Here is a 26,512-nt window from a genome sequence, read left to right on the forward strand (position 1 = left end):
ACAACTATGGCTCCAATGGCGCCAACCAGCCCGCGGCCACTTCGACGGACAGCTCATACACCGCTTCGACCAAGACGCCGGCTCCGGCTGCCCAGGCACCTGTTCAGGGTGCCGACCATAACCTCTTCGGCAACAACTAACAGCCGATCTCCAGTTGACGGCGGGCCTTCCGCCGTCCTGGCGTAATTCGAAAATTCAGGAGACTTGAAATGAAGAAGATCATCCTTGCTGCCGCCGCCGTTCTGGTGGTGTCGGGCAGCGCTTTCGCCGGCAGCGACAACTATGGCTCCAATGGCGCCAACCAGCCCGCGGCCACTTCGACGGACAGCTCATACACCGCTTCGACCAAGACGTCGGCTCCGGCTGCCCAGGCACCTGTTCAGGGTGCCGACCGTAACCTCTTCGGCAACAACTAACAGCCGATCCTGCAGCAGATGGCGGGCAAGCCCGCCTCTGCGGTGGAATTTGAGAATTCAGGAGACTTGAAATGAAAAAGATCATCCTTGCTGCCGCCGCCGTCCTGGCCGTTTCGGGCAGCGCTTTTGCCAGCAGCGACAACTATGGCTCCAATGGCGCCAACCAGCCTGCCGTCACCTCGGTCGACAATGCGCACACGGCTTCGATCCGCGACAGCGGCTCGCCGGTCTACAAGCTGCTCAATTCGTCGGGCGATGAACACAAGTCCGCCCCTCAGGGCAGTGACCGGAATCTCTTCGGCCACTAACAGCCGAAGCTGACACCAAACAGGAGCGGCGGGCTTTGCCCGCCGCTCCTTTTTTGCGTGACCGGCAATTAATTCATGGCCTGCTCTCAGGCCGCTTTCGCTTCCGTCTCGTGCAGCGCGAAGGATCGGCCATCCGCGTCGAAGATATGAAGGTCTCCGGCGTCGGCGCTCAGCCGCAGCGTCTGCCCGCGCTTGACCTCGACATTGCCCGGCAGCTTGGTCACCAGCGGCAGGTCGGCGCGGCCGATGTCGACATAGACGAGTTGCACCTCGCCGAGCTGCTCGACATAATCCACCGTTCCTTCGAACAGATAGTCCGTGCCGCCGGCGATCGTCAGGTCCTCCGGCCGCACGCCGAAGCTCACCGACGCGCCCTTGGCCGAGGCCGGCGTCGCGATCGGCACCGTAGCCTTGCGGCCGCCGACATGACTGATGACGGTCGGATTGCCCGATTTGTCGATGGTCGCCGGCAGGATGTTCATGGCCGGCGAGCCGATGAACTGAGCAACGAACAGATTGCCGGGTTTCTTGTAGAGTTCCATCGGCGTGCCGACCTGCTCGATATGGCCCTCCTTCAGCACCACGATGCGGTCGGCCAGCGTCATCGCCTCGACCTGGTCGTGGGTGACATAGATCATGGTGGTGTTGGGCATCGATTCCTTGAGCTTGGCGATCTCGATGCGGGTGGCGACGCGTAGCGCGGCGTCGAGGTTCGACAGCGGTTCGTCGAACAGGAACACTTTCGGGTTGCGCACGATGGCGCGCCCGATGGCCACGCGCTGGCGCTGGCCTCCCGACATCGCCTTGGGCAGGCGGTCGAGATAGTTGGTCAGCTGCAGGATCTCTGCCGCCTGGCGCACGCGCTTGTCTATCTCGGCCTTGCTTTCCTTCCCGATCTTCATCGAGAACGCCATGTTGTCGTAGACCGTCATATGCGGATAGAGCGCGTAGGACTGGAACACCATGGCGATGCCGCGTTTCGACGGCGGCACGTCGTTGACCACCTCGCCGGCTATTCTGAGCTCGCCCGAGGTGATCTCCTCGAGCCCTGCGATCGAGCGCAGCAATGTCGACTTGCCGCAACCCGACGGCCCGACGAAGACGATGAACTCGCCCGATTTGATGTCGAGGTCGATGCCGTGCAGAATGTTGAGATTGCCGTATGATTTCTTCACTTGCCTCAGCGTGACATCGGCCATGTTTCCCTCCAGTGGTCCCTAGAATTCAGTCGATGCGCCCGAACCAGGCGCCGTAGCCGCCGAGGCGGATGGAGCCGGAGCTCTGTTGTCCCGAAAATCCGTGTCCGGGCAAAGGTTGCAGCGATCGACCGCCAAGGTCAACCTCCGCCGGCCCGGATCCCAGGTTGAAGACGCAGACGATCTGCTCGTTACCGGCGCGGCGCGTGAAGGCGACAGTGTCGCCCTGGCTCTCGATGAAACTGATATCGCCCTTGGCCAGCGCCGGATGGGCGCGGCGGAAGCCGAGAAAGCGCCGGTAGTGTTCGAGCAGCGAATGCTCGTCGCCTTGCTGGACATTGACGGCTTGCGACAGGTGCTTGGCCGGCACCGGCAGCCACGGCTTTGCCTGGGAGAAGCCGCCATTCCTGGCGCTGCCGTCCCACACCATCGGCGTGCGGCAGCCGTCGCGACCCTTGAATTCCGGCCAGAAACGGATGCCGTAGGGATCTTGCAGATCCTCGAACCGCAATTCGGCTTCGCCGAGCCCCAGTTCCTCGCCCTGATAGATGCAGACCGAGCCGCGCAAGGACATCAGCAATGCCGAGATAACCTTGAGATACGCGGTCGGGTCGGCTTCGTTGGCGGCCCAGCGCGAGGCCGGGCGCATCACGTCATGGTTGGAGAAGGCCCAACACGACCAGCCGTCGCTGGCAACCTTGCCAAAGGTTTCCAGCACCGAACGGACCTTGGCGGCGCTGATCTTTTCCGGCGCCAGGAAGTCGAAGGAATAGCACATGTGCACGCGCTTGCCGCCGGCTGTATAGGCCGCGACAACGTCCAGTCCGCGCTGTGAATCGCCGACCTCGCCGACCGCGGCCGTTGCCGGATATTCGTCGAGCAGGGCGCGGAAGCGTTCGAGGAAGCCGAGGTTCTCCGGACGGCTCTTGTCGTAGATGTGGTCTTGGTAGTTGTAGGGATTGACCGCGGGTGCGGTCTGGTCGTTGCGCTGCTCCGGCGGCAGCGGCGGGTTGTTTTCCAGCCCCTGGCTGTGGAAGTAGAAATTGATGGTGTCGAGGCGGAACCCGTCGACACCGCGCTCCAGCCAGAAGCGGGTCACGTCGAGCAGCGCGTCCTGGACTTCGCCGTTGTGGAAATTGAGGTCCGGCTGTTCCGCGAGAAAGTTGTGCAGGTAGTATTGCTGGCGGCTGGTGTCCCATTGCCAGGCCGATCCGCCGAAGATCGACAGCCAGTTGTTGGGCGGCGTGCCGTCCGGCCTGGGATCGGCCCAGACGTACCAGTCGGCTTTCGGATTACTGCGGTTCGATCGGCTTTCCCTGAACCAGGGATGGATGTCGGCGGTGTGCGACAGCACCTCGTCGATCATCACCTTCAGCCCCAGCCTGTGCGCCTCCGCCGTCAGCGCGTCGAAATCGGCCAGCGTGCCGAACATCGGGTCGACGTCGCAGTAATCCGAGACGTCGTAGCCGAAATCCTTCATCGGCGATTTGAAGAAGGGCGAGATCCAGATGGCGTCCGCGCCGAGCGCGGCGATATAGGGCAGCCGCCCGATGATCCCCTTGAGGTCGCCGATGCCGTCGCCATTCGAGTCCTGGTAGCTGCGCGGATAGATCTGGTAGATCACGGCACCTCGCCACCAGTCGCTATCGACGGCGAGATCGGGCCTCGAACTGGCTTTCAAAGCGGATTGCATGGTTTCAGCCTCCTTTCACCGAGCCTGCGAGCAGCCCGCGGACGAAATAGCGCTGCAAAGAGAAGAACACGATCAGCGGCACGATGATGGTCACGAAAGCCGACGTCGTCAGGATCTCCCAGTCGCCGCCACGCGAGCCGAGCAAGGCATTGAGCTTGGCGGTCAGCACGATCTGATCCGCCTCCGTGCCAAGGAAAACCATCGCCACCAGGAGATCGTTCCATACCCACAGGAACTGGAAGATGGCGAAGGACGCCAGCACGGGAAATGACAGCGGCAGCACGATCTTGACGAATATCTCGAAATCGCTGGCGCCGTCGATGCGCGCCGATTCCATGATCTCGCGCGGCAGGCCGGCAATGTAGCTCCGCAAGAGGTAGATGGCGAAGGGCAGTCCGAAGCCGGTATGCGCCAGCCAGATGCCGAGATAGGTCTTGGAGGGCACGCCGAAGAAGGCGCCGACGCCGTTATAGAGCTTCAACAGCGGGATCAGCGACATCTGCAGCGGCACCACCAGCAGGCCGATGATGACCGCGATCAGAAGCGCGCGCCCGGGAAAGCGCATCCAGGCCAGAGCGTAAGCCGCAAAGGCGGCGATGAGGATCGGGATGACGGTCGCCGGGATAGTGACGGTCAGCGAGTTCATGAAGGAGCGGCCGATGCCTTCCGAAAACAGCACGGTCCTGTAATTGTCGGTGGTGAATTTCGGCGGCGCCGAGGAGGCATAGTAGACGCGCTGGCCGCGGTCGCCCTCGAACGCCTTGGGCGAGGTCATGACGAAGCTGCCGTCGGCATTGAGCTGCAAGGTAACGCCATCGCCGAGATCGGCCGATGTGCCGGCCGGATATTGCGTCGGTGCCGCCGACTTGACGCCGAAGGCGCTGATCTCGCGCTTGGCGCCATCGCCGAAAATGTTGCCCTGGAGGACGAACTTGCCGTCCTTCTCGACCTGCGCCGAGGCGGGCGGCAGGCGTCCAGCTTCGGTCTGGGTCGAACTGGCGAACGAGTTCCACCAGCCCGAGGCGATGATCTGGTCCTTGTCGCGCAGCGACGATACCAGGATGCCGAGCGTCGGCATGGTCCAGATCGCAACGAAGACCAGGACGGCGATGTGAACGCCGAAGCGGCTGGCGAAGGAGTTTCCGGTCGCGACGGTCATCTCAATGTCCTCCCGTCTCTTTGTTGGCCTGGCGTATGTTCCAGACCATGATCGGAATGACCGCGATCATGATGATGATGGCGATTGTCGCGCCGCGGCCGAAATCACCGCCGCCACGGAACATCCAGTCGAACATCAGATTGGCCAGCACCTGGCTGTTCCATTGGCCATTGGTCATGGTCAGGACGATGTCGAATACCTTGAGCACCAGGATGGTGATTGTGGTCCAGACCACGGCGATGGTGCCCCAGATCTGCGGCACCATGATTTTCCAGAAGATCTGGAACGGATTGGCACCGTCGATGACGGCGGCTTCCAGCGTCTCTTCCGGAATGCCGCGCAGCGCCGAAGACAGGATGACCATGGCAAAGCCGGTCTGGATCCAGATCAGGATCACCATCAGGAAGAAATTGTTCCAGAACGGCAGCGATATCCAGACCTGCGGCTGGCCGCCGAAATGCTGGATGATGGCGTTCAGGATGCCGATCTGCGTCTGGCCTTCGCCGCGATACTCATAGATGAATTTCCAGATGACGCTGGCGCCGACGAAGGAGATCGCCAGCGGCAGGAAGATCAGGCTCTTGGCGATCGTGCCCCACCAGATCTTGTCGGTAAGCACGGCGATGATCAGGCCAAGGAAGGTACAGGCGGCGGGCACTACGGCCAGCCAGAGCACATTGTTGAGGATCGAATTGCGAAACTCGCGGTCGCCGAAAGCCCATTGATAATTGGCCAGGCCGACGAAATTGGCGCCGCCGCGATCGAGGAAGGACAGCCGCAGCGTCTCGACCACCGGATAGATGAGATAGATGGTCAGGATGATCATCGCCGGACCGACGAACAGCCAGGGCCGGATCAGCCCTTGCCGGCGCAGATTGTCGACGGCGGCGGCACCCGAGACGCCGCGCGAGGGAAAGGTGACGTCGAGCAGTTTGTTGGCGCCCCAGAAATAGGCGACGCAGCCGCCGACGCCGATGATGATGACGAATATGGCCGAGAAAATCTGAGCCGCCATGGGTCCCTCTCCCTGCACGACCCGCCAGGATGGAAACGATCCTTGCGATTGCGCCGCGCGCCGATCTCGTTGTTGAGCGCGAGCAGGCAGGGAAGCGTGTGGCTCCGTGACCGCCGCATGCCGGAATGTCTACGCTGTCAAGACTGGAACCTGATCCGTCCCGGTTGGCCGGGCTGGGATGTTGCGATGGGGCCGGTCGGATCCGGGCCGGTTGGCCCGGATCCGCTCGGGAGGTGGAGGCCGAGGCCTCCGCAGACGCGGCTCTTACTTGATCGCGTCCCAGCTCTTCTGGATGTCGGTGGCGACGTCCTGCGCCGACTTGCCGCCGACCAGGTCGATCATGCCGGTCCAGAAGGCGCCGGCGCCGATCTTGCCCGGCATCAGGTCCGACCCGTCGAAGCGGAAAGTCGAGGCGTTGGCCAGGATCTCGCCCTGCTTGCGCAGCGCATCGCTGGCATAGGCATCCTTGTTGACCGCCTTGAACGGCGTCACGAAACCGCCTTCGGCCATCCAGATCTCATGGGCCAGCGGCATCTTCAGGAATTCGATGAACGCGCGGGCGGCCTTCGAGTCCTTGGTGATCATCGCCAGCGTTCCGGCGCCGAGCACGGGAGTGCCGAGTTCGGGCTTGGAGGCATAGGGCGGGAAGTAGAAGAAATCCGCGTCCTGGCCGATTTTCGTGCCTTCGGGGAAGAAGGTCGGGATGAACGACGCCTGATGGTGCAGGTAGCACTTCGGCGGCACCGCGAAGAGGCCCTTGGGGCTGTCGCGGAAATCTGTGGCCGCGACCGCCTTGGCGCCGCCATCCACCATCTTGTCGTCGGTCGCGATCTTGCCGAAGATGTCGATTGCATTGACCACGGCCGGGTCGTTGAACGGGATCTCGTTCTTCACCCATTTGTCGTAGGTTTCCGGAGACTGCGTGCGCAGCATCAGGTCTTCCACCCAGTCCGTCGCCGGCCAGCCGGTGGCGCCGCCCGAGCCGAGCCCGATGCACCACGGCGTGCCGCCGTCGGCGATAATCTTCTTCTGGAGATCGGCGAGTTCTTCCTGCGTCTTCGGCACCTTGTAGCCGGCTTCCTCGAAATTGTCCGGCGAGTACCAGACCAGCGACTTCACGTCGGCCTTGTAGGGGAAGGCGAAGAAGCCCGGCTTGCCGTCCTTGTCCTTGAAGGTGCCGAGGTCGACCCATGACTGGCCGGCGCCGTAATTGTCCTTGACCCATTTGGCGGTATCGTCGCCGAGCGGCGTCAAGAGACCCTTGGAAGCAAGGTCCTGGATCAGGCCGGGTTGCGGCAGAACGGCGATGTTGGGCGGGCTGCCGGCCTGCGTGTCGATGACGATCTGCTGCTCGTAATTTTCCGAGGAGGAATATTTGATCTCGGCGCCGGTGGCTTCCGAGAAATAATCGAGTACGCCGCGCACCAGGGTCTCGTCCTCGCCGCGCCATGGCCCGAAGATCGACAGGGTCTCGCCCTTGAGGTCGACTTTCTTGAGTTCTTCGTAGTTTGCCCAGTTGAAACGCTTGTCCTCGCCCGGCTTGAACTTCAGTTCGGCCTGCGCGGGCGCGCCGAGGGCGAGCACGGCAAGCGCGGCGCCCAGCAAAAGCATTTTCTTCATCGGTATTCCCTCCCAGTGGGTCACAAACACCGGACGGAACCTCCATTCCGCCCGCCGACGCCGCAGGACTGTGACTCAGTCGGAAAGGAACCGCAACCTTTCGAAGAGTCTTCCAAAGCGCTTTGGCTATTTCGATCTCGCCATTGAATCGTCCAGAAGTCAAGAGGCGTGGTAACTTAATCGATTTAATTCCGGAGTCTGGCGCCTGGAAAATCGCGCTGCAGCATGCTTTTTTGGCAGTGCAGCAGCAATTTATGTTTCAAACCTGCACCAAGCCTGCCTATGGTCGCCATGACATGCCGGGCCTGCCGCAGGGCTTGGGTCGATTCAATTTAAAAGCGCTTTGAGGCATGGAGGCCTCTCGTGAACCTGAAGCAACTCGCGCACATGCTGGCGCTTTCGCAGACCACGGTAAGCCGGGCGCTGAACGGCTATCCCGAGGTCAACGAAGAGACGCGCCGGCGCGTCATGGACGCCGCCAAGCGCCATGGCTATCGCCCCAATCCGAGCGCACGCCGGCTTGCGACCGGCAAGTCCGGAATGATCGGCTATGTCTTGCCGACGGGTGCTGCCGTCGACATCGACCCGCACTTCGTCGAATTCCTGTCCGGCCTTGGCGATTATGCGCGCTCGCACGAGCTCGACCTGGTGCTGTCTCCCGCCGACGCCGACGACCAGGAGACGACTTACCGGCGCATCGTCGCCAACCGCCAGGTCGACGCCGTCTACATCTCCTCGCCGACGCCGGCCGACCGGCGCGTGGCGCTGGTCAACACGCTCGGCATACCCTTCATCATCCATGGCCGCAGCGAAGGTTTCGATTTCGATTATCCCTATCTCGACATCGACAATGAGGGCGCCTTTCACGAGGCGGCACGGCTGCTCGTCCAGCTCGGCCACCGGCGGCTGGCGCTGATCAATGGCGATGACCGCGAAACCTTCGCCGTGCATCGCGAGCGAGGCGTGCGCCGGGCGCTCGCCGCGAGCGGCCTGACCTTGGGCGACCGCCATGTCTGCTCCGTTGCCATGACCGAGGAGAACGGCTATCGCGCCGCCCGGCGCCTGCTCGAACAGGACGGCGCGCCGACCGCGATCGCCTGCTCCAGCCTGATCATGGCGCTCGGCGTCGTGCGCGCCGTGCGCGACCTCGGCCTGAGCATCCCCGGCGACATCTCATTAATTGCACATGACGACGTCTTCCCATGGCTGAAGCCGGAGAATTTCTCCGTACCGCTGTCGACGACGCGCTCCTCGATCCGGCTCGCCGGCGCCCGCATCGCCGAGCGTCTGGCCGCACGGATATCGGGCCTGGAAGAGGGCCCGCGCGGCGAGGTCTGGCCGGTCGACCTGGTGATCAGGGGGTCGGTTGCCGGAGCGCCTGCCTAGGGTTAGAGCCAATCGCTCCGAGGGGCCGAGTTCGACCGCTTGCGGGCGTTGCCGGAAGATCGATTGCAGTGTCATGGATAGTGGTCTGCCTGCACCGCGCTTGCTTTGGCTTTTAGAGGGTGGCAACCAGTAAGCCGAAGCCATCAACCAGCCCTCCTGGATGCCCACTTGCCCATATTCCCGTTCTCCGAAATGGATCCAATCCAACATCCTGGCCCACCGCCGAAGCGTTCGGAGGTGGTCATCATTGGTGGCGGCATTATCGGCGTAACGACGGCTCTTTTCCTGGCGGAGCGGAACATTCCGGTCACGCTGCTGGAAAAAGGCCGCGTTGCGGCCGAACAATCGTCCCGAAATTGGGGCTGGATTCGAAAGCAGGGGCGCGACGCAGATGAACTGCCAATTGTCATCGAGGCTTTTCGCCTATGGCGGCAACTGGCTGAGGAATGCGGCGAAGACATCGGGCTGGACCAGACAGGTGTGACCTATCTGGCGAACTCCGACAAGGACATGGCCGGTTTCGAAGAATTCATGAAGATCGCCGCGATCCATGGGCTCGACACTCGCCTCCTGGACGCAGACGAAACCGCGAAACTCATCAAGGGCATGTCGCGCAAGTTCAAGGGCGCGATGACGACGCCCTCCGACATGCGTGCGGAGCCTTGGTTGGCGGTGCCTGCGCTTGCTCGTCTTGCCGTCCGAAAAGGCGCCAAGATCATAGAGAATTGCGCAGCGCGAACCCTCGAAATCTCAGCTGGCAGGATCAGAGGAGTGTGGACCGAGGCGGGATACATTGAAACCTCCAGCGTACTGGTCGCGGGCGGCGCCTGGTCGTCGCTGTTCCTGAGAAGACACGGCGTCTCCATCCCCCAACTCAGCGTCAGGGTAACCGTAGCCGCAACGGAGCCTATGCCTGAAATCTATGCAGGTGCGGCAGCGGACGAACACATCGCTTTCAGGCGCCGACAGGATGGCGGATACACGCTCGCCCCGGGAGGCAGTAATTTGCTTTACCTGGGACCTGACGCATTCCGGCACGCCACCAAGTATCTTCCCGCCCTCATGGCCAATCCGCTCGGAACCCGCTACTTTCCGTGCGCTCCATCGGGTTACCCTGATAGCTGGTCGACCCCGCGCGATTGGACCCCGGATTCCCAGAGTCCTTTCGAAAGAATGCGGGTGCTCAACCCGGCCGCTGAACGCTCCGGCCTCCGTTCTGTAGAGCGCAATTTCAGACGCCTTTTTCCACAGTTCGAAACAGTTCGCTTGAAGGCAGGCTGGGGAGGCATGATTGACGCCATGCCCGATGTCGTCCCCGTCGTGGATCACGCCCGGGCAGTCGTCGGTCTTTTCGTGGCCACGGGAATGAGTGGTCACGGCTTCGGTATCGGACCTGGAATCGGTCGCGTCGTTTCCGACCTGATTCAGGGTAACGCGAGTGGGCATGATCTCAGCCGCTTTCGGCTGTCACGCTTCTATGATGGAAGCGCCGTTCGGTTGGGTCCGGCCCTCTAGATGTTTAGTCCAGCATTCGTCCCGTCTCGGCCATCGCAAATAGCCGACTGAATTTAGGAGCATGTTGCCAAGGATCATTCCTTCGCCGTCTCGGCGGCCTTGATGTCCAGCAGCCCGTAGCCGAAGTCATCGTCCCGCCCTTTCGAACCGAGATCCCGGGCCGTTGCGGCCAGCGCCTTTTCGATGGCGTCGGCCGAGCGGTCCGGCGCGGCGTGGATGAGATTGGCAATGGCGCCCGAGACGATCGCGGCGGCGAACGATGTGCCGGTGACGACATCCGAGCCGGCTCCGCTCGGCGCCACCATCTCGACGCCCGGCGCCGAGATGAAGACATAGGCGCCGCGATTGGCCTGCGGCATTAGCCCATCCCTGGCGTCGGTGGCGGTCACCGCGATGACGCCGTCGAAGGCGGCCGGGTAGCCATAGGGCGCCTTGGGCCCGTTGTTGCCGGCGGCGGCGACAAGAACCATGCCGAGCGCGCGTGCATTGCGGCAGGCGATGCCGAGCAGGTCGTTCTTCGGACCGACGAAACTCATATTGATGATGCGCACGTCCTGCTCGGCCGCCCAGTCGAGCGCAGCAAGGATGACGTCCATTGTCGACTTGCCGCCTTCGAAGGCACGTGCGTGATAGATCCTGGCGCCGGGCGCCATGCCCTTGAGCGCGCCGACGCCGGCGATCAGCCCATCGACCGAAGTGCCGTGGTCGCGCTTTTCGACCGGCACGTCGGGCATGGCGTCGAACTGGCCGGCGATGACCCCGGCCAGCGTCGGATTGGTGTCGTCGATGCCGGTATCGATTACCGCGACGCGGACGTTCTCGCCGCTCGCCTGGCTGGGTTCGAGCGCGATGCGCTCGAACGCATAGTTGACGATGCCCGCCGCCTGCTGAAGCGAATAGATATGGTTGGGCTCACGCCGCTGCGTGCGGCTGTCGGCGGCAAGCTGCGCCAGCACCACGCCGACGGGGCGGCGGTCGGGAATGCCGAAGCGCACAAGCGTGGTGCCGAGCAAAAATGATTGCCGCTGCGAGCGCACATCGAGGCCGAAGGAAGCGGCGATCTGCTGCACGGCGCCCGCATCGCCATCGACGGTCACCAGCACCTCGTCGGGCACGAAATCGCCGGCCACGGCGCGTGGCGGCTGAACGGCGATGAGATCGCTTGGCGAGACGATCGGCCCGCCCGAAGGCGGTCCGGCCTGCGTGCCGGCGGGCGGCGCCGCCGGGTCCGGCCGTGGCGTCGGCACCGGTGCCGCGGGAGCGGCCGCATTGGGGAACAGGTCGACGATCAGGGCGGGAAGAAACACGGCACCGGCCGCGCTGCCGCTGTCGCCGCCGTCCTTGCCACAGTCGGCGCCTGCCGCATCGGTGCCGTCGCGGCAGTCGATCTTTCGGTCGGCATTGGCGTCGTTGCCCTGCGCCGACGCAGGCCCGATGGCGATCATCATCGCCGCCGCAAGGATTGCCGCAAATCGAATGACCGCCTCAGCCGCCATCGGCCGGTTTCCTTCCCTCGATCACGGTGTCGGTGAAAGGCTGGGCGGCAACAAGGCCGAGTTGCCTGGTGTAGTCGGCCGCGTTGGCGGCCGGAATGCCGAGCCGGAACACGCCCTCGGCGGTCGGTCCGTCCAGGATCTTCAGTCCGCTGCTGCCGAGAAAGGCGGCGATGTCGGACATTTTCGCGTCGGGCCTGAACTTGACCAGGGCGAACGGCATCTTCGCCATCTCGTCCTGCGCGCCCGCGATCTCGAAATTGCCGCCCTTGCCGCCGGGCTGCACGAACGACTGCACCATGACCAGCGCCAGCAGAGCCGCGGCCGCCGCCCAGGCGACGCCGACCGGCAGCGCGATGAAGCGGCTCCAGGCCTGCGCCAGCCAGGACGAACCGGCGGCGGCGCGCGCCGGGCCGGCCTCGGCATCGAGCGTCCTGGAAAAGCGGCTCAGCGCATCGGCCGGCGGACGGATCGCCTCATTGGCGGCCGCGGTGCTGGAGAATTCAGCCTCCGCCTCGCCAAGAGCGGCCATCGCCGCTGGATCGCTGGCCAGCCATTCCTCGACGGCCTCCAGTTCCGAGCCTTCCAGCGAACCGTTCAGGTAGAACGGCAGCAACGTTTCCATTTCGTCGCGGCGCGACATCTTTTCAGCGGCGCTCATGGCCACCCCCTGTCGTAACCGGCGGCCTTGAGGGCTTCGCCGAGTTTCTTGCGGGCATAAAACATGCGGGTCTTGACGGTCGCGACCGGGATGTCGAGCACCTCGCCGATCTCGGTCACCGATTGCCCCTGATAATAGGCGAGATCGATGACCACGCGATGCTCGCGTGGCAAGGCATCGATGAAGCGGCGCAAGGCAGTGCTCTTGTCCTCCTTCATGGCAACGATCTCGGGCGTATCGGCGCCGTCGGGCACCGCGGCTGCGGCCTCGTCGTCGATCCAGTCTTCCTTTTTCTTGCGCAACAGGGACAGCGCCTTGAAGCGGGCGATGCCGAGCAGCCATGTCGAGACTTCGGAACGTCCCTCGAAACCCGGCGCCTGGCGCCACAGTTCGAGGAACACCTCGTTCGCGATGTCGTCAGCCATCATTTCCGATCCCGTCTGGCGCGCCACGAAGCGGTATATCCGCGCGTGGTGGCGCATGAACAGGAGCCGCACGGCGGCCCGGTCGCCCTTCGCGACCCGCTCGACAAGCGCGCGATCGGTCTCCATCGCGCCGGTCATGACCGATCGAGCCGCCTGGCTCCTGCCTGCTCTGTCGCTGATCGGCTCAAAAAGGTTCATCCTCCGCCAAGGAATTTGCGGAGGCTAACCGAAGAAGATGAGCCTTGCCAGTGGGTGAAGGGGAAGCTAGCTCAGGAAGGGCTTCGCCTTCATCGTCTCGGGTATCGCCACCCCCAGCCGGCTTAGAACCGTTGGCGCCAGCTGCAATTGGTCGAGCAGCGTGTCGGCATCTGGTCCGTTGCCGCCGCCGAAATAATACAGCGCGAAATCCTGCATCTCGTCATCGCGGCCGCCATGGTGGCCGCGGTCGGTCTGGCCGTGATCGGCGGTGACGATCACTTCATAGCCGGCGTCGCGCCAGCGCGGCAGGAAAGCGGCCAGCATGCCGTCCATCGCGTAGCAGGCATGGTCCATCTCGTGACAGTCATGGCCGAAACGGTGGCCCATCGAGTCCAGCGTGCAAGTGTGCAGGATGCCGTAGTCGATGCCGTGGCGGCTGCTCAGCATGGTCAGCGTGGCGAACAGGTCGACGTCGCTCGGCGTCATCTGGTTGCGCGCGTTGTAGCCGGTCATGGTGTGGAAGCGGCCATGCGTGATCGGCCCGCCCGGCTCGTCATACTCCATGTCCTCGACGAGGTCGAACGGGTAGGAACGGAAGAACTCCGACCAGTAGGAGTGGGTGACCGCGCCGGTTATTCCCCCGGCCCTGGTGACCTCCGAGAAGATGTCGGGCCGGCTGACGCGGAAGCGGTTCTCGTTGGAAAGAATGCCATGCGCCTGCGGCGGCACCCCGGTGTGGATCGAAGCATAACAGCAGGCCGAGGTCGACGGCAGCACCGAGCGCATCCTCCATACCCGCGCTTCGCCCGACTGCACCCAGCCTTCGAGGTTGCCCATCAGCCGGCGCCAGTTCCGGTAAGGCACGCCGTCGAGGATGATCAGCAACAGTTTGGTCTTGAGCGCCACGAGCTGCTCCATGCGATGGTCGGGGGAACGAGCACGCCGCGTGTCGCACGGACACGCGGCGCTTCGGCGGGAACTTGATGTCAGGCGTTCAGCCAGCATTCGGCGAGCGCGTAGCCGTCCATCATCTCGCCGATCGGGCTCTTGGCGAAGCCGCCGATCTTGTTGGTGGCGGCGTCGATGAACTGGTTGAAGAAAGGCACGATCAATCCGCCTTCGTCGCGCATCAGCACGGCCATGTCGTGATAGATCGCCTTGCGCTTGTCCTGGTCGAGCTCGCCGCGCGCTGCAAACAGCATCTTGTCGAACTCGGGCCGCTTGAAACGCGTGTCGTTCCAGTCGGCGTTCGACACATAGCCGGTGGAATACATCTGGTCCTGCGTGGCACGCCCGCCCCAGTAAGACAGCGAGAAAGGCTGCTTGTTCCAGACCTCCGACCAATAGCCGTCGCCAGGCTCGCGCTTGATCTCGATCTTGATGCCTGCCTTGGCGGCGCTCTGCTGATAGAGCTGTGCCGCATCGACGGCCCCGGGGAAGGCGACGTCGGAGGTGCGCAGCAGGATCGAGCCGCTGTGGCCCGACTTCTTGTAGAGCGCCGCAGCCTTTTCCGGGTCGAATTTGCGCTGTTCGATGGCCGAAAACAGCGGATAGGACTCGTTGATCGGGAAGTCATTGCCGACCGAACCGTAGCCGCGCAGGATCTTTTCCAGCATCTCGTCGCGGTCCATGGCGAGCTTGAGCGCCATCCTGAGATCGCCGTTGTCGAAGGGCGCGGTGTCGCAGAACATGTTGAACGGGTAATAGCCCTTGCCCGAAACGTTCTCGATGCTGACGCCGGGGATGCGCTTGACGAGATCGACCACCTTCGGCTCGACGCGATTGATCATGTGCACCTGGCCGCCTTGCAGGGCCGCCAGCCGCGCCGTCGCATCGTTGATGACGACGATCTCGACCTGGTCGGCATGACCCGCCTTGTCGCCCTGCCAGTAATTGGCGAAGCGCTCGCCGCCGTGGCGCACGCCGGGCTGGTTGACGGTCACCTTATAGGGGCCGGCGCTGATGCCCGCGTTCGGATTGTCCTTGCCGCCATTGGGCTGGATGACGAGATGATAGTCGGCCATCAGATACGGGAAGTCGGCATCGGCGTCGGCAAGCGTGACGACGACCTCCTTGCCGTTGGCCTTGATGCCCTTGATGTTTTTGAGAATGCCGAGTGCGCCCGACTTCGACTTCTCGTCGGCGTGGCGCTCGATGGTGGCCGCGACATCCTCCGCGCCGACCGTCTTGCCATTGTGGAACTCGATGCCGTCACGGATCTTGATCGTCCAGGTCTTGGCATCCGGGGAAGCGCCGATGTCCTCGGCGATCAGGTTGACCAACCTGTTGTCGGGGGTGAGGCGAACCAGATATTCGCCCCACTGCTTGCCGAAGCTGAAGGTGACTTGGCTGAGGTTCAGCGCCGGATCGAGGCTGTTGGTCGATTCGCCGCCCTGCAGGCCGGCCTTGAGAATGCCGCCCTTGACCGGCGTCTGCGCGAAGGCTTTCCCGGCCAGCGTCGTTGCCAGCGCCGCCGACATGCCCAGCGCCGCGGTGCGGCCGAGAAAGTCACGCCGCGATATCCGGCCTTGGCCAGCGAGTTCAGCGAGATGATCGATTTCAGTCTTCATGTCCTACCCCTTTTTGAAACAACCGCACACAGGCGATGCCGTCCGAAGGACGTCTGGCCCTCCAGTGTTGCATCCGGATGACGTTCGTCATCTCCTTGACTGGCGAACCGCTGGCTAGTTCCCGGCGCTCGCCATGCGTCGCCCCTTGATCGCCTTTTCCAGCCAGCCGATCTCCATTTCCGGAACCGAGGACAGCAAGAGGTCGGTATAGGCATCGAAGGGCGGTGTGAGCACCTTGCTTTTGGAACCGTAACGGACCACCTCGCCGCGATACATCACCGCGATCGAATCGGCGATCGACCTTACCGTCGCAAGGTCGTGGGTAATGAAGAGATATGCGACCTTCTCGTGCTGCTGCAGGTTCAACAAAAGCTTGAGAATGCCGTTGGCCACCAGCGGGTCGAGCGCCGAGGTCACCTCATCGCAGATGATCAGCTTCGGTTTGGCGGCGAGCGAGCGGGCGATGCAGACGCGCTGCTTCTGGCCGCCCGACAGCTCCGCCGGATAGCGGTCGAGGAAGCCTTTGCCCATCTCGATCTCGTCGAGCAATTCGGCGACGCGCCGGTCGCGCTCACGTCCCCGCATGCCGAAATAGAACTCCAGCGGCCGGCCGATGATGGTGCCGACGGTCTGGCGCGGGTTCATGGCCACGTCGGCCATCTGGTAGATCATCTGCAGCTGCCGCAGATCCTCCTTCGGCCGGTCGGCAAGTCGGTTGGCAAGCGGGCGCCCGTCGAAGGTCACCGTGCCCTGTTCGGGCGGCAGGAGCCCTGTGATGGCGCGCGCCAGCGTCGACTTGCCGGAGCCGGACTCGCCGACCACCGCCAGCGTCTGGCCGGGATAGATATCGACGGAGACGTTCTTCAGCACCTTGACATGACCGCCGCCATAAGCGGCGGTGACGTTCTTCACGGACAGGAATGGCGAGACGCCGGGTTTCTGCTCGGCGTGTTCGATCTCGTGCACTGACACCAGAGCGTTGGTGTACTCCTGGCGCGGCTCCTTGATGATCTGGCGGGTGCCGCCCCATTCGACCAGCCGGCCGTGGCGCAGCACCATGATCTCGTCCGACACCTGGGCGACGACGGCGAGGTCGTGGGTGATGTAGAGCGCGGCCACATGCGTGTCGCGGATGGCGTCCTTGATCGCCGACAGCACGTCGATCTGCGTCGTCACGTCGAGCGCCGTCGTCGGCTCGTCGAAGACGATCAGGTCCGGTTCCGAGCACAGCGCCATCGCCGTCATCACACGCTGCAGCTGGCCTCCGGAGACCTGGTGCGGGAAACGCTCGCCGATGGTTTCGGGATTGGGCAGGCTCAGCTTCTTGAACAGCGCGACGGCGCGTTTCTCGGCCTCCGCGCGCGTCGCCCTGCCGTGCAGGAGGGTGGCTTCGACAACCTGGTCCATCAGCCTGTGCGCCGGGTTGAACGCCGCTGCCGCCGACTGCGCGACATAGCAGACCTCGCGGCCGCGCAGCCTGCGGAAACCTTCCTTGCCGCCCTTGAGGATGTCGCGGCCGTTGAGGAGCACCTCGCCGCCGGTGATGCGCACGCCGCCGCGCCCATAACCCATCGAAGACAGGCCGATGGTCGACTTGCCGGCACCGGATTCGCCGATCAGGCCGAGCACCTTGCCCTTTTCCAGGGTCAGCGAGACGTCATGGACGAGCGTGATGGTCTTTGGCGCTTCGCCCGGTGGGTAGACCATGGCCTCGATGCGCAGGTTGCGGATATCGAGGAGCGGGCTGGATTTCGCTTTGCTGTCGGCCATCATCCGCGTCCTCCCTTCAGGCTTGTCGTGCGGTTGAGCACCCAGTCGGCGACGAGATTGACCGAGATCGCAAGCGCCGCGATCGCGGCCGCCGGTATCAGCGCCGCGGCAATGCCGAAGACGATGCCGTCCTTGTTTTCCTTGACCATGCCGCCCCAGTCGGCATCCGGCGGCTGTACGCCGAGGCCAAGAAAGGAGAGCGTCGACAGGAACAGCACGGCATAGATGAAGCGCAGGCCGAGTTCCGAGACCAGCGGCGACAGCGCATTGGGCAGGATCTCGCGGAAGATGATCCAGGCGCTGCCTTCGCCGCGCAGCTTGGCGGCTTCGACATAGTCCATGACGTTGATGTCGACGGCCACCGCGCGCGACAGGCGGTAGACGCGGGTCGAGTCAAGAATGCCCATCACCAGGATCAGCGTCACCAGGTTTGTCGGCAGCACCGAGAGCACGACAAGGCCCATGATCAGCGTCGGGATCGACATCAGGAGATCGACGAGGCGCGACAGCAGCGTGTCGAACCAGCCGCCGAACACCGCCGCCGAAAAGCCGAGAATGGCGCCAAGCGAGAAGGACAACGCCGTGGCGAGCACTGCGATGAACAGGGTGATGCGCGCACCATAGATCATGCGCGACAGCAGATCGCGGCCAAGGTTGTCGGTGCCCAGCCAATGCGCGGCCGACATCGGCTCCCAGACGTCGCCGACGATCTCGCCATTGCCGTGCGGCGCAAGCCACGGCGCGAAGATGGCCGCCAGCACGAACAGGGCCGTCAGCACCAGGCCGACCAGCGCGGGCACGGGGATGCGTTTGATGTCGAGCATGCCCGCCCTCTTCATTTGGGATGCCTCAGGCGCGGATTGGCGACGATTGCCGCTATATCAGCGATGATGTTGAGGCCGATATAGACGGCGGCGAAGATCAGTCCGACCGCCTGCACCACCGGCACGTCGCGCTTGGTGACGTGATCGACCAGATACTGCCCCATGCCGGGATAGACGAAGATCACTTCGACCACGACCACGCCGACGATCAGATAGGCGAGGTTGAGCATGACCACGTTGATGATCGGCGCGATGGCGTTCGGGAAGGCATGTTTGCGGATGACCGCGAAAGCCGAGAGCCCCTTGAGCTCGGCGGTCTCCACATAGGCCGATTGCATGACGTTTAGGATCGCGGCGCGCGTCATGCGCATCATATGGGCAAGCACCACCAGCGTCAGCGCCGCCGCCGGCAGCGCGATCGCCTGCATGCGTTCACCGAAAGGCATGCCGTCATAGACGGTCGAGATGGCGGGGAACCACTGATGCTGAACCGCGAAGTAGAAGACCAGCAAGTAGCCGATGAAGAATTCCGGGAAGGAGGTCGAGGCGAGCGCCAGTCCCGAGATCAGCTTGTCGACCCAGCCGTTGCGGTAGCGCACCGCGATCAGGCCAAGCGTTATGGCTAGCGGAATGGCCACGATCGCCGCCCAGAAGGCGAGGAACAGCGTGTTCCACAGCCGGCCCTTGATCGATGTCGCGATATCCTGTCCGCTCGACATGGCGGTCCCGAGATCGCCGGTCAAAACGCCGCCGAGCCAGCGGAAATACCTGATATAGGCCGGATCGTTGAGCCCAAGCTGCTCACGCAGATTGGCGAGCGATTCCGGTGTCGCCGACTGCCCTAGGATGGCTTGCGCGACGTCGCCGGGCAGGATCTGTGTGCCGGCGAAGATCAGGACCGAGACGGCCAACAAAAGGAGGATGCCCAGCGCGACGCGCTGGGCCACCAGTTTCACGATGGGTGAGGACATCTGGGCAAGGCCGGCTCAGGCTTCGAGCCAGCACTTTGCCAGGGCATAGCCATTCATCAACTCCTGGTGCGGATCGTCCACCCAGCCGCCCACCTTGGCGCCGGTGGCGTCGATGAACTGGTTGAACATCGGCAGGATCAGGCCGCCTTCGTCGCGCACCATGACGGCCATGTCGTGATACATCGCCTTGCGCTTGGCCTCGTCCAGCTCGGCGCGCGCCGCCAGCACCATCTTGTCGAAATCCGGGCGCTTGAAACGCGTGTCGTTCCAGTCGGCGGTCGACAGGTAGGCGGTCGAGTACATCTGGTCCTGGGTCGAGCGTCCGCCCCAATAGGAGGCGCAGAAGGGCTGCTTGTTCCAGACCTCGTTCCAGTAGCCGTCGCCCGGCTCGCGCTTGAGCTCGATCTGGATGCCGGCCTTGGCCGCGCTCTGCTGGAAAAGCTGGGACGCGTCGACGGCGCCGGGAAAGGCGACGTCGGAGGTCCTGAGCAGCACCGCGCCGTCATGCCCCGACTTCTTGTAGTGGAACTTGGCCTTGTCCGGATCGTATGTGCGCTGCTCGATCTCGGTGAACAGCGGGTAGGCGGCATTGATCGGGAAATCATTGCCGAGCGAACCGTAACCGCGCAGCACCTTCTTCAGCATTTCTTCGCGGTCGATCGCCAGCTTCAGCGCCATCCTGAGGTCGTTGTTGTCGAACGGCGCCGTATTGCAGTGCATGATGAAGACGTAGTGGCCCGGTCCCGCATGGTTGCGGATGGTGACGCCCGGCACGCGTTTGATCAGGTCGACGATCTTCGGCTCGACGCGGTTGACCATGTTGACCTGGCCGCCCTGCAGGGCTGCCGTACGGGCCGTGGCGTCGTTGATGACGATGATCTCGATCTGGTCGGCATGGCCCATCTTGTCGCCCTGCCAGTAGTTGGCGAAGCGCTCACCGCCATGGCGCACGCCGGGCTCGTTGGTGGTGACCTTGTAAGGGCCCGCCGAGATGCCGGCATCGGCCTTGTCCTTGCCACCATTGGGCTGGACGATCAGGTGGTAGTCGCTGAGCAGGTAGGGCAGATCGGCATTGGCCTCCTTCAGCGTCAGCACCACTTCCTTGCCGCTGGCCTTGATGCTTTCGATGCCTTTCATGTAGCCGAGCGCGCCGGACTTCGACTTCTCGTCCGAATGGCGCTCGAGCGTGGCGGCGACGTCTTCGGCTGTCACCGTCTTGCCATTGTGGAATTCGACGCCGTCGCGGATCTTCAGTGTCCAGACCTTGGCATCGTCGGACGAGCCGATCTCCTCGGCGATGCGGTTCTCGAGCTTGCCCTCGGGGGAAAGCTCGACGATCAGTTCGCCCCACATTTTGCCGAAGGCGAACGGCACCTGCGTCATGAACAGGGCTGGATCCAGGCTGTTGGTGGACTCGCCGCCAACCAGGCCTGCCTTGAGCGTCCCGCCCTTGACCGGACCGGCTGCGCGCGCCGCGCTCGAAAGCAGTGAGTTGGCGAAGGTCGCGGTGACGCCGAGCGCTGCCGCCCGGCCGAGAAAATCACGACGGCTGAGCTTGCCTGAAGCGACACGTCGGCTAAGGAATTCCAGTTCGTTTGACATTTTGAGTTCCTCACTCTGTTGGTTCGACCTTAGTGGTCGTTTTCTTGTTTCTTGTGAGGGGAATAATGACCGCAAGGGAAAGCGGTAAGCAAGACCGAATGCGACATGCCGTGGCGTAAATGGCACGTCGCAATTGGACCAATGCCTTGCCGCTCAAACAAGCGAGCGCGGAACCGCCTGTTCGAAATTGCGTTCGAAGACGAGTTTTTCGCCTTCGTAAGCTTCAATTCGGGCGCTTACGATGAAGTTTTTGGCGTCGGAGCGTATTTCGGCCGATGTTTCGGTGCGCACCGACCATCCGCTTCGCGACAGGGTTTGCGTCCAATGCGTCCGTCCCGCGGCCGACAACGGATCGTCCGGATGAATCGTCCAGGTCTCGCGGGCGATGCTGCCGTTCGCCAGGCCATGCGCAAGATCGCGCACCTCGCCGAAATCGTCTTCTATGGAAAGCGTGACGATGCCGGTCTTCTCGTCGCGGTCGACGCGGCGTTCCGAATTGGCCGGGCGGATGGTCTCGGTTGCCCAGGGGGAAGCGGCCTCCGGCGCGGCGAACGTGACCTCGTCGCCCGTCGCCAGCGGGCGCAGGGGCAGCTTCAGCGTCGCCGCCGACAGGCTTAGGCGGACCGGCTCCGGCGAGGGCCAGATCATAGGCCAGTAGGCGTTCGAGACGGCTATGCGCAAATGGTGGCCGGCCGGCACGCGATAGGCGCACTGGTCGAGCACGACGCGTGCCGAAACGCTCTCGCCGGGGACAAGCGCTTGCGGGAATTCGTGGGAGAGGCGATGCGTGAGGTTGAGCACGCCATAGGAGATCAGCTCGGAGGCGCCATCGGGATGTACGTCGCAAAGCCGCACCGCGATGTTGGCCTGCGGGCGGTCGCAGGATAACCGGACGTAGACTTCCGGTGCGCCGACGACGTCGATCGCCTCGGCGAGTTCCGGCTGGTCGAAACACACCGACAGCGCGTCGTCGGGACGCTGGTCGCCCGGCAATTCCGGGCCGAAGGTGAACGGGAAATACTCACCGCCGGCCAGCCCACAGCTTTGCGGCGAAGCGATGGTGACGGATTTACCGCCCGCCGGGATCAATTCGATCGTTTGCGTCTTGATGTCGGGCGAAGGCCACTGCCGCTCCGCCACCCAGCGGCCCGGCCGTTCCGGATGCCAGCGCGCCGGCCGCACGCTGTCCATCACATAGGCGCGGTAGGCCGGGTCGGCCTCGACGCCGGTCTCGACGCCCTTTAGCCAGCGGTCCCACCAGCGTAGCGCTTCCTGCAGGAAGCCGATTGCCGGCTGGGGCCCGGCATAATGCGGGTATTTGTGGATCCAGGGGCCGACGATGCCTTTGACCGGCGCCTCGATGTTGGCGACGAGATGCGAGATGGTGTTGCGGTAGCCGTCATGCCAGCCGCCGATCGACAGCACCGCGGCCTTGACGGCGGAGAAATCCTCGCAGATCGAGCCGCGTTTCCAGTAGGCGTCGCGGTGCTGGTGGCCAAGCCAGAGCGGCAAAAGGAACGACTGGTTCTCCAGTCGGCTGAGCCACAGGTCGCGCCATCTGTTGTCGCCCGCCAGCAGCGGGTCCGGCGGCCGTGACGAATAGGACAGCATTGTCGAGGCCCAGCCGAAATTCTCCAGCAGCAAGCAGCCGCCCTTGTAGTGGATGTCGTCGGCATAGCGATCGACGGTCGAGCACAGGCTGATCACCGCCTTGAGCGCCGGCGGCTGCTTGGCGGCCACCTGCAGGCAGTTGAAGCCGCCCCAGGAAATACCCATCATGCCGACATTGCCGTTGCACCAGGGTTGAGCCGCCGCCCAGGCGATGACGTCGCAGGCGTCCTGCAATTCCTGCTCGGAATATTCGTCGTCCATCAGCCCTTCGGAATCGCCATTGCCGCGCATGTCGACACGGATCGAGGCATAGCCGTGGCCGGCGAAATAGGGATGCGTCAGCTGGTCGCGAAAGATGGTGCCGTCGCGCTTGCGGTAGGGCAGGTGCTCGAGGATGAGAGGCACCGGATCGTCGCCGGCATCTTCCGGCATCCATACCCGCGCCGACAGCCGGCAGCCATCCGGCATGACGATGGCCATATCAGGGAATTCGACGACCTTGCGGGGAAACTCGGTGACGGTTTTCATGGCGCGCATAACGCCTCGCGGCGCGGCAAGTTTCAATCGCCATTCGCGACTGGAGCAGCGGAATATGCGACCTGTGCCGCTGCTTGGTGCCCTCAGTTCAGCGGAATGTCGTTCTCGGCCTTGTTGGCCTGGTAGTCGCCAGAGAGCGCTTCATAAAGTGCTGCAATCTTGCCGATGCGCGCCTCCAGCCGCCCGCGTTCCGCCTCGGGCAGCGCCCGCACCAGCCTGCGGATCGAAAAGCTCTTCCAATAGGCATTCTCGGCATTGTAACCGCCGGGATCGAGGGTGAAGACCTCTTTCAGGATTTTCAGATCGTGCGGGATGGCAAAACTGTCGCGCGAATCCTCGTGGCTGAACAGATAGTAGAAATTGTCGAAACCGGTCCAGGTGATCGCCGACAGGCAGAGCGAACAGGGCTCGTGCGTGGCCAGGAAGATGGCCTCCTTGGTGTCGACACGTTCGGCTTTGGGCATTTCGTAGAAGCGTTTCAGGCAGTGCACTTCGCCATGCCAGAGCGGGTTTTCGATCTCGTTGTTGGTTTCGGCCAGCACCAGCGAGCGGTCGCCTTTCTTCAGGATCGCCGCGCCGAACAGCTTGTTGCCATGGGCGACGCCTTCCTGCGTCTTCGGCACGATGTCGTGCTCGATGACGTCGAGCAGGCGGTCGATCAGCGAAATGTCGGTCATCAAAGGATCTCGTCGGGGAGATGAATCTCGTAGGCGTGCGAAAAATGGAATTCTTCGAGATTGGAGCCGTCGCCGCCACGGTCGACGATCAGGAAATCCTGGGGCTCACCCAATGGCGTCAGTACGCCGTGCCATAGATTGCGTGAATAATTGATGCCTTGCCCTGGCTTGGTGATGAAGGCATGCGGCTCGGCCGGACCGTCCTTGCCGTCATGACAGACGACGACCAGGAACGGTCGTGGCGACAGCGGGATAAAGGCCTGGCTGCCGAGCGGGTGACGCTCGACCATGGTCAGCGCCAGCGGCAATTCGTAAGGCGTGCCGCGCACCATCGAGATCAGGACGCGCGCATTCGGCCCCACGGCCTCGGCGGTCGCCAGATCATGGTAGCGCTCGGCCTTGCCGCCATTGATCGGGTAGTGGTTGTCGCCGCCCATGTCGATGACATCGCCGAACGGGGCAAAGCCCTCGCGGGTCAGCGGCCGCGCGACGATGCGGGTCACGGCGCACGCCCTGCGATCCCGGCACTGCCGAGCTTGGCGTGCCGGTTGACGTCCTTGTAGAGCAGATAGCGGAATTTTCCCGGTCCGCCGGCATAGCAGGCCTGCGGACAGAAGGCGCGCAGCCACATATAGTCGCCGGCCTCCACTTCGACCCAGTCCTGGTTGAGCCGGTAGACGGCCTTGCCTTCCAGGACATAGAGCCCGTGCTCCATGACATGGGTCTCGGCAAAGGGAATGACCGCGCCCGGTTCGAGGGTGACGATGGTCATGTGCATGTCATGGCGCATGTCGGCCGGATCGACGAAGCGCGTCGTCGCCCAACGGCCGTCGGTACCGGGCATCGGCGTCGGCCCGATGTCCTGCTCGTTGGTGAAGAAGGCTTGCGGGACCTCGAGGCCGCTGACGGACTCATAAGCCTTGCGTATCCAGTGAAAGCGGACAGCCGCATTGCTTTCGTTGCGAACAGTCCAGCCGCTCGACGGCGGCAGGAAGGCGAAGCCGCCCGGCCGCAAGACATGTCTTTCGCCGGCAAGCAGGACGGTCAGTTCGCCTTCGACCACGAACAAGGCGCCCTCGGCGCCGGCATCGGGTTCCGGCCGGTCGCTGCCACCGCCGGGCGCGATCTCGACGATGTACTGCGAAAACGTCTCGGCAAAGCCCGACAGCGGCCTCGACAATATCCAGACGCGGGTCTTGTCCCAGAATGGCAGGGCGCTGGTGACGATGTCCTGCATCACGCCCTTGGGGATGACGGCATAGGCCTCGGTGAAGACGGCGCGGCCGGTCAGAAGCTCACTCTGGCCGGAATGGCCGCCATGTGGAGCATAATAGGTTCGCTCGGGCATCCTGATCGTATCCATGGGTTCAAACCTATTGCGGAAGCATGTCCTTGAGGCGGAAGAGCGCGATGCGCTCGACCTGTTTGCAGGCGGTCTCGAATTCGACGCCGCGGCTGTTGCCGATGCGCCTTTCGAACTCCGCCAGGATTTCTTGCCTGGTCTTGCCCTTCACCGCGACGATGAACGGGAAACCGAAGGTGGTGACGTAGGCGGCGTTAAGCTTGGAAAACAGCTCGCGCTCCTTGTCGGTCAGCTCATCGAGGCCGGCCGAAGCCTGTTCCCTGGCTGATTCCGCCGTCAGCCGCCTGGCCCTTGCCAGCTTGCCGGCAAGGTCTGGATGGGCGTTGAGCACGCCCAGCCGCTCCGTTTCGCTTGCGGCGCGGAAAACGCGGCAGAGCGCATTGTGCAGGCCGCCGGCGCTGTCGTGCGCCGGGCCAAGTTCCAGCTCGTAGGCGCGCTCGGCTATCCACGGCGAATGTTCGAAAACGCCGCCGAAAGCATGCACGAAGGCCTCGAATTCCATCCTCGAAGGGCGCAGCACCGGCTGCTTGTATGGATGGGTCTCGCGCCAATGCCTGGCGATGTCGATACGCCGCGCCAGCCAGACCTTGTCGTGCGACTTCACATAGTCGACGAAGCGCTTCAGCGCCGCCACCCGCCCCGGCCGCCCGACGAGGCGACAGTGCAGGCCGATATTCATCATGCGCGGCCGCCCAGCCTTGCCTTCGGCATAGAGCGTGTCGAAACTGTCCTTCAGATAGGCGAAGAACTGGTCGCCCGAGTTGAAGCCCTGCGGCGTGGCGAAGCGCATGTCGTTGGCATCGAGCGTGTAGGGGATGATGAGCTGTGGCCTGTCGGTCCCGTCATCCGCGAACCAGTAGGGCAGTTCGTCGTCATAAGTGTCGGAGACGTAGTCGAAGCCGCCTTCCTCCGCCACCAGCCGCACGGTGTTGACCGACGTCCGGCCGGTGTACCAGCCCGTCGGGCGCGTGCCTGTCACTTCGTAGTGCAGCCGGATCGCCTCCTTGAGGTCGCGGCGCTCGTCCTCGGCGCTGTGGTCGCGGTAGTCGATCCATTTCAGCCCGTGCGAGGCGATCTCCCAGCCGGCATCCTGCATCGCCGTCACCTGATCGGGCGAGCGGGCGAGTGCCGTGGCGACGCCGTAACAGGTCACTGGCACCTCGGCCTCGGTGAACAGGCGAAGCAGCCGCCAGAAGCCTGCCCGCGCCCCATATTCGTAGATCGATTCCATGTTCCAATGGCGTTGGCCCGCCCAGGGAGCCGCGCCGACGATTTCCGACAGGAAGGCTTCCGAAGCCTTGTCGCCATGCAGGACGCAGTTCTCGCCGCCTTCTTCGTAATTGACGACGAATTGCACGGCCACATGCGCGCCACCGGGCCATTTGGGATCCGGCGGATTGGCTCCGTAGCCGCGCATGTCTCTGGTGTAACGCATCGTCCCTCCCACGGGGCATCGCCCGAAGTATGATCAGGATATCGAAAGGGTGCTTCTCGCATTCCCC

25 protein-coding genes are annotated in these 26,512 nt (G+C 63.5%); 6 read left to right on the forward strand and 19 right to left on the reverse strand.

Annotated elements, in window-relative coordinates:
* From FJ951_RS00005 to FJ951_RS00015, 3 genes are all read left to right on the forward strand, one after another.
* On the forward strand, positions 1-140 hold a 140-nt coding region (locus FJ951_RS00005; RefSeq protein ID WP_140512780.1), incomplete at its 5' end, for a DUF680 domain-containing protein.
* Positions 141-209: 69 nt separating this feature from the next.
* A complete protein-coding gene (locus FJ951_RS00010) occupies positions 210-416 on the forward strand; it encodes a DUF680 domain-containing protein (RefSeq protein WP_140512782.1) in 207 nt (68 codons plus the stop codon).
* Positions 417-487: 71 nt separating this feature from the next.
* Complete coding sequence (locus FJ951_RS00015) at positions 488-724, forward strand: DUF680 domain-containing protein (RefSeq protein WP_140512784.1); 237 nt, start codon at positions 488-490, stop codon at positions 722-724.
* An 86-nt stretch (positions 725-810) separates the two neighbouring features.
* Here the strand turns inward: FJ951_RS00015 and ugpC are convergent, their stop codons facing one another.
* The 5 genes from ugpC to FJ951_RS00040 all read right to left on the reverse strand — a co-directional run bounded on the left by ugpC (position 811) and on the right by FJ951_RS00040 (position 7,407).
* Positions 811-1,923 (reverse strand): sn-glycerol-3-phosphate ABC transporter ATP-binding protein UgpC, encoded by a 1,113-nt coding sequence (ugpC, locus tag FJ951_RS00020; protein WP_140512786.1) that lies wholly within the window; start codon positions 1,921-1,923, stop codon positions 811-813.
* A gap of 25 nt (positions 1,924-1,948) precedes the next feature.
* Positions 1,949-3,613 (reverse strand): alpha-glucosidase, encoded by a 1,665-nt coding sequence (locus FJ951_RS00025; protein ID WP_140512788.1) that lies wholly within the window; start codon positions 3,611-3,613, stop codon positions 1,949-1,951.
* A 4-nt stretch (positions 3,614-3,617) separates the two neighbouring features.
* On the reverse strand, positions 3,618-4,772 hold the full coding sequence (locus FJ951_RS00030; RefSeq protein WP_140501212.1) for a carbohydrate ABC transporter permease: 1,155 nt from the start codon (positions 4,770-4,772) through the stop codon (positions 3,618-3,620).
* Between the two features lies 1 nt (position 4,773).
* Positions 4,774-5,787 carry a sugar ABC transporter permease gene (locus FJ951_RS00035; protein ID WP_140501210.1) on the reverse strand — a complete coding sequence of 338 codons (1,014 nt, stop codon included), beginning with the start codon at positions 5,785-5,787 and terminating at the stop codon, positions 4,774-4,776.
* Positions 5,788-6,051: 264 nt separating this feature from the next.
* Positions 6,052-7,407 (reverse strand): ABC transporter substrate-binding protein, encoded by a 1,356-nt coding sequence (locus FJ951_RS00040; protein WP_140512789.1) that lies wholly within the window; start codon positions 7,405-7,407, stop codon positions 6,052-6,054.
* A gap of 122 nt (positions 7,408-7,529) precedes the next feature.
* Here FJ951_RS00040 and FJ951_RS00045 point away from each other — a divergent pair, with 122 nt between their 5' ends.
* From FJ951_RS00045 to FJ951_RS00055, 3 genes are all read left to right on the forward strand, one after another.
* Positions 7,530-7,754 (forward strand): hypothetical protein, encoded by a 225-nt coding sequence (locus FJ951_RS00045; RefSeq protein ID WP_140512791.1) that lies wholly within the window; start codon positions 7,530-7,532, stop codon positions 7,752-7,754.
* Positions 7,755-7,770: 16 nt separating this feature from the next.
* Complete coding sequence (locus tag FJ951_RS00050; RefSeq protein WP_140501204.1) at positions 7,771-8,793, forward strand: substrate-binding domain-containing protein; 1,023 nt, start codon at positions 7,771-7,773, stop codon at positions 8,791-8,793.
* 168 nt (positions 8,794-8,961) lie between these two features.
* A complete protein-coding gene (locus FJ951_RS00055; RefSeq protein WP_140501202.1) occupies positions 8,962-10,308 on the forward strand; it encodes an FAD-binding oxidoreductase in 1,347 nt (448 codons plus the stop codon).
* A gap of 74 nt (positions 10,309-10,382) precedes the next feature.
* On the opposite strand, the gene FJ951_RS00060 is transcribed toward FJ951_RS00055, so the two are convergent.
* From FJ951_RS00060 to puuE, 14 genes are all read right to left on the reverse strand, one after another.
* A complete protein-coding gene (locus FJ951_RS00060) occupies positions 10,383-11,804 on the reverse strand; it encodes a S8 family serine peptidase (RefSeq protein WP_140512792.1) in 1,422 nt (473 codons plus the stop codon).
* Complete coding sequence (locus tag FJ951_RS00065) at positions 11,794-12,462, reverse strand: anti-sigma factor (protein WP_140512794.1); 669 nt, start codon at positions 12,460-12,462, stop codon at positions 11,794-11,796. The genes FJ951_RS00060 and FJ951_RS00065 overlap by 11 nt, the downstream gene beginning before the upstream one ends.
* Entirely contained in the window at positions 12,459-13,025 is a 567-nt protein-coding gene (locus tag FJ951_RS00070) for a sigma-70 family RNA polymerase sigma factor (protein WP_140512795.1), read from the reverse strand. The genes FJ951_RS00065 and FJ951_RS00070 overlap by 4 nt, the downstream gene beginning before the upstream one ends.
* A 126-nt stretch (positions 13,026-13,151) precedes the next feature.
* Entirely contained in the window at positions 13,152-13,991 is an 840-nt protein-coding gene (locus FJ951_RS00075) for an alkaline phosphatase family protein (protein WP_140512797.1), read from the reverse strand.
* Positions 13,992-14,071: 80 nt separating this feature from the next.
* A complete protein-coding gene (locus FJ951_RS00080) occupies positions 14,072-15,655 on the reverse strand; it encodes an ABC transporter substrate-binding protein (RefSeq protein ID WP_140512799.1) in 1,584 nt (527 codons plus the stop codon).
* Positions 15,656-15,769: 114 nt separating this feature from the next.
* On the reverse strand, positions 15,770-17,425 hold the full coding sequence (locus tag FJ951_RS00085; protein WP_140501254.1) for an ABC transporter ATP-binding protein: 1,656 nt from the start codon (positions 17,423-17,425) through the stop codon (positions 15,770-15,772).
* Positions 17,425-18,249 (reverse strand): ABC transporter permease, encoded by an 825-nt coding sequence (locus FJ951_RS00090; RefSeq protein ID WP_140512801.1) that lies wholly within the window; start codon positions 18,247-18,249, stop codon positions 17,425-17,427. The genes FJ951_RS00085 and FJ951_RS00090 overlap by 1 nt, the downstream gene beginning before the upstream one ends.
* Positions 18,250-18,260: 11 nt before the next feature.
* Positions 18,261-19,220: an ABC transporter permease gene (locus tag FJ951_RS00095; RefSeq protein ID WP_140512803.1), complete on the reverse strand. Its 960-nt coding sequence runs from the start codon at positions 19,218-19,220 to the stop codon at positions 18,261-18,263.
* Positions 19,221-19,235: 15 nt separating this feature from the next.
* Entirely contained in the window at positions 19,236-20,822 is a 1,587-nt protein-coding gene (locus FJ951_RS00100) for an ABC transporter substrate-binding protein (RefSeq protein WP_140512805.1), read from the reverse strand.
* Between the two features lie 153 nt (positions 20,823-20,975).
* On the reverse strand, positions 20,976-22,961 hold the full coding sequence (locus FJ951_RS00105; protein WP_140512807.1) for a CocE/NonD family hydrolase: 1,986 nt from the start codon (positions 22,959-22,961) through the stop codon (positions 20,976-20,978).
* Positions 22,962-23,053: 92 nt separating this feature from the next.
* The gene (locus FJ951_RS00110; RefSeq protein WP_140501182.1) at positions 23,054-23,647 is read right to left on the reverse strand and encodes a nucleoside deaminase; all 594 of its coding nucleotides are present in this window, start codon (positions 23,645-23,647) and stop codon (positions 23,054-23,056) included.
* Positions 23,647-24,150: an ureidoglycolate lyase gene (locus FJ951_RS00115; protein ID WP_140512809.1), complete on the reverse strand. Its 504-nt coding sequence runs from the start codon at positions 24,148-24,150 to the stop codon at positions 23,647-23,649. The genes FJ951_RS00110 and FJ951_RS00115 overlap by 1 nt, the downstream gene beginning before the upstream one ends.
* Positions 24,147-25,010 (reverse strand): bifunctional allantoicase/(S)-ureidoglycine aminohydrolase, encoded by an 864-nt coding sequence (locus FJ951_RS00120; RefSeq protein ID WP_140501178.1) that lies wholly within the window; start codon positions 25,008-25,010, stop codon positions 24,147-24,149. The genes FJ951_RS00115 and FJ951_RS00120 overlap by 4 nt, the downstream gene beginning before the upstream one ends.
* Before the next feature lie 10 nt (positions 25,011-25,020).
* Positions 25,021-26,445: an allantoinase PuuE gene (gene puuE / locus FJ951_RS00125; RefSeq protein WP_140512811.1), complete on the reverse strand. Its 1,425-nt coding sequence runs from the start codon at positions 26,443-26,445 to the stop codon at positions 25,021-25,023.
* Positions 26,446-26,512: the final 67 nt, after the last annotated feature.

It is taken from the genome of Mesorhizobium sp. B2-2-3, assembly GCF_006442405.1.
Classification (GTDB): Bacteria; Pseudomonadota; Alphaproteobacteria; order Rhizobiales; family Rhizobiaceae; genus Mesorhizobium.

Coding starts and splice junctions, on each gene's coding strand:
- FJ951_RS00025 (WP_140512788.1), bottom strand. CDS start 3,613: ATGCAATCCGCTTTGAAAGCCAGTTCGAGGCCCGATCTCGCCGTCGAT.
- FJ951_RS00035 (WP_140501210.1), bottom strand. CDS start 5,787: ATGGCGGCTCAGATTTTCTCGGCCATATTCGTCATCATCATCGGCGTC.
- FJ951_RS00105 (WP_140512807.1), bottom strand. CDS start 22,961: ATGAAAACCGTCACCGAGTTTCCCCGCAAGGTCGTCGAATTCCCTGAT.
- FJ951_RS00060 (WP_140512792.1), bottom strand. CDS start 11,804: ATGGCGGCTGAGGCGGTCATTCGATTTGCGGCAATCCTTGCGGCGGCG.
- FJ951_RS00090 (WP_140512801.1), bottom strand. CDS start 18,249: ATGCTCGACATCAAACGCATCCCCGTGCCCGCGCTGGTCGGCCTGGTG.
- puuE (WP_140512811.1), bottom strand. CDS start 26,445: ATGCGTTACACCAGAGACATGCGCGGCTACGGAGCCAATCCGCCGGAT.
- FJ951_RS00015 (WP_140512784.1), top strand. CDS start 488: ATGAAAAAGATCATCCTTGCTGCCGCCGCCGTCCTGGCCGTTTCGGGC.
- FJ951_RS00010 (WP_140512782.1), top strand. CDS start 210: ATGAAGAAGATCATCCTTGCTGCCGCCGCCGTTCTGGTGGTGTCGGGC.
- FJ951_RS00040 (WP_140512789.1), bottom strand. CDS start 7,407: ATGAAGAAAATGCTTTTGCTGGGCGCCGCGCTTGCCGTGCTCGCCCTC.
- FJ951_RS00065 (WP_140512794.1), bottom strand. CDS start 12,462: ATGAGCGCCGCTGAAAAGATGTCGCGCCGCGACGAAATGGAAACGTTG.
- FJ951_RS00070 (WP_140512795.1), bottom strand. CDS start 13,025: ATGACCGGCGCGATGGAGACCGATCGCGCGCTTGTCGAGCGGGTCGCG.
- FJ951_RS00085 (WP_140501254.1), bottom strand. CDS start 17,425: ATGGCCGACAGCAAAGCGAAATCCAGCCCGCTCCTCGATATCCGCAAC.
- FJ951_RS00120 (WP_140501178.1), bottom strand. CDS start 25,010: ATGGATACGATCAGGATGCCCGAGCGAACCTATTATGCTCCACATGGC.
- FJ951_RS00030 (WP_140501212.1), bottom strand. CDS start 4,772: ATGACCGTCGCGACCGGAAACTCCTTCGCCAGCCGCTTCGGCGTTCAC.
- FJ951_RS00095 (WP_140512803.1), bottom strand. CDS start 19,220: ATGTCCTCACCCATCGTGAAACTGGTGGCCCAGCGCGTCGCGCTGGGC.
- FJ951_RS00110 (WP_140501182.1), bottom strand. CDS start 23,647: ATGACCGACATTTCGCTGATCGACCGCCTGCTCGACGTCATCGAGCAC.
- FJ951_RS00080 (WP_140512799.1), bottom strand. CDS start 15,655: ATGAAGACTGAAATCGATCATCTCGCTGAACTCGCTGGCCAAGGCCGG.
- FJ951_RS00100 (WP_140512805.1), bottom strand. CDS start 20,822: ATGTCAAACGAACTGGAATTCCTTAGCCGACGTGTCGCTTCAGGCAAG.
- ugpC (WP_140512786.1), bottom strand. CDS start 1,923: ATGGCCGATGTCACGCTGAGGCAAGTGAAGAAATCATACGGCAATCTC.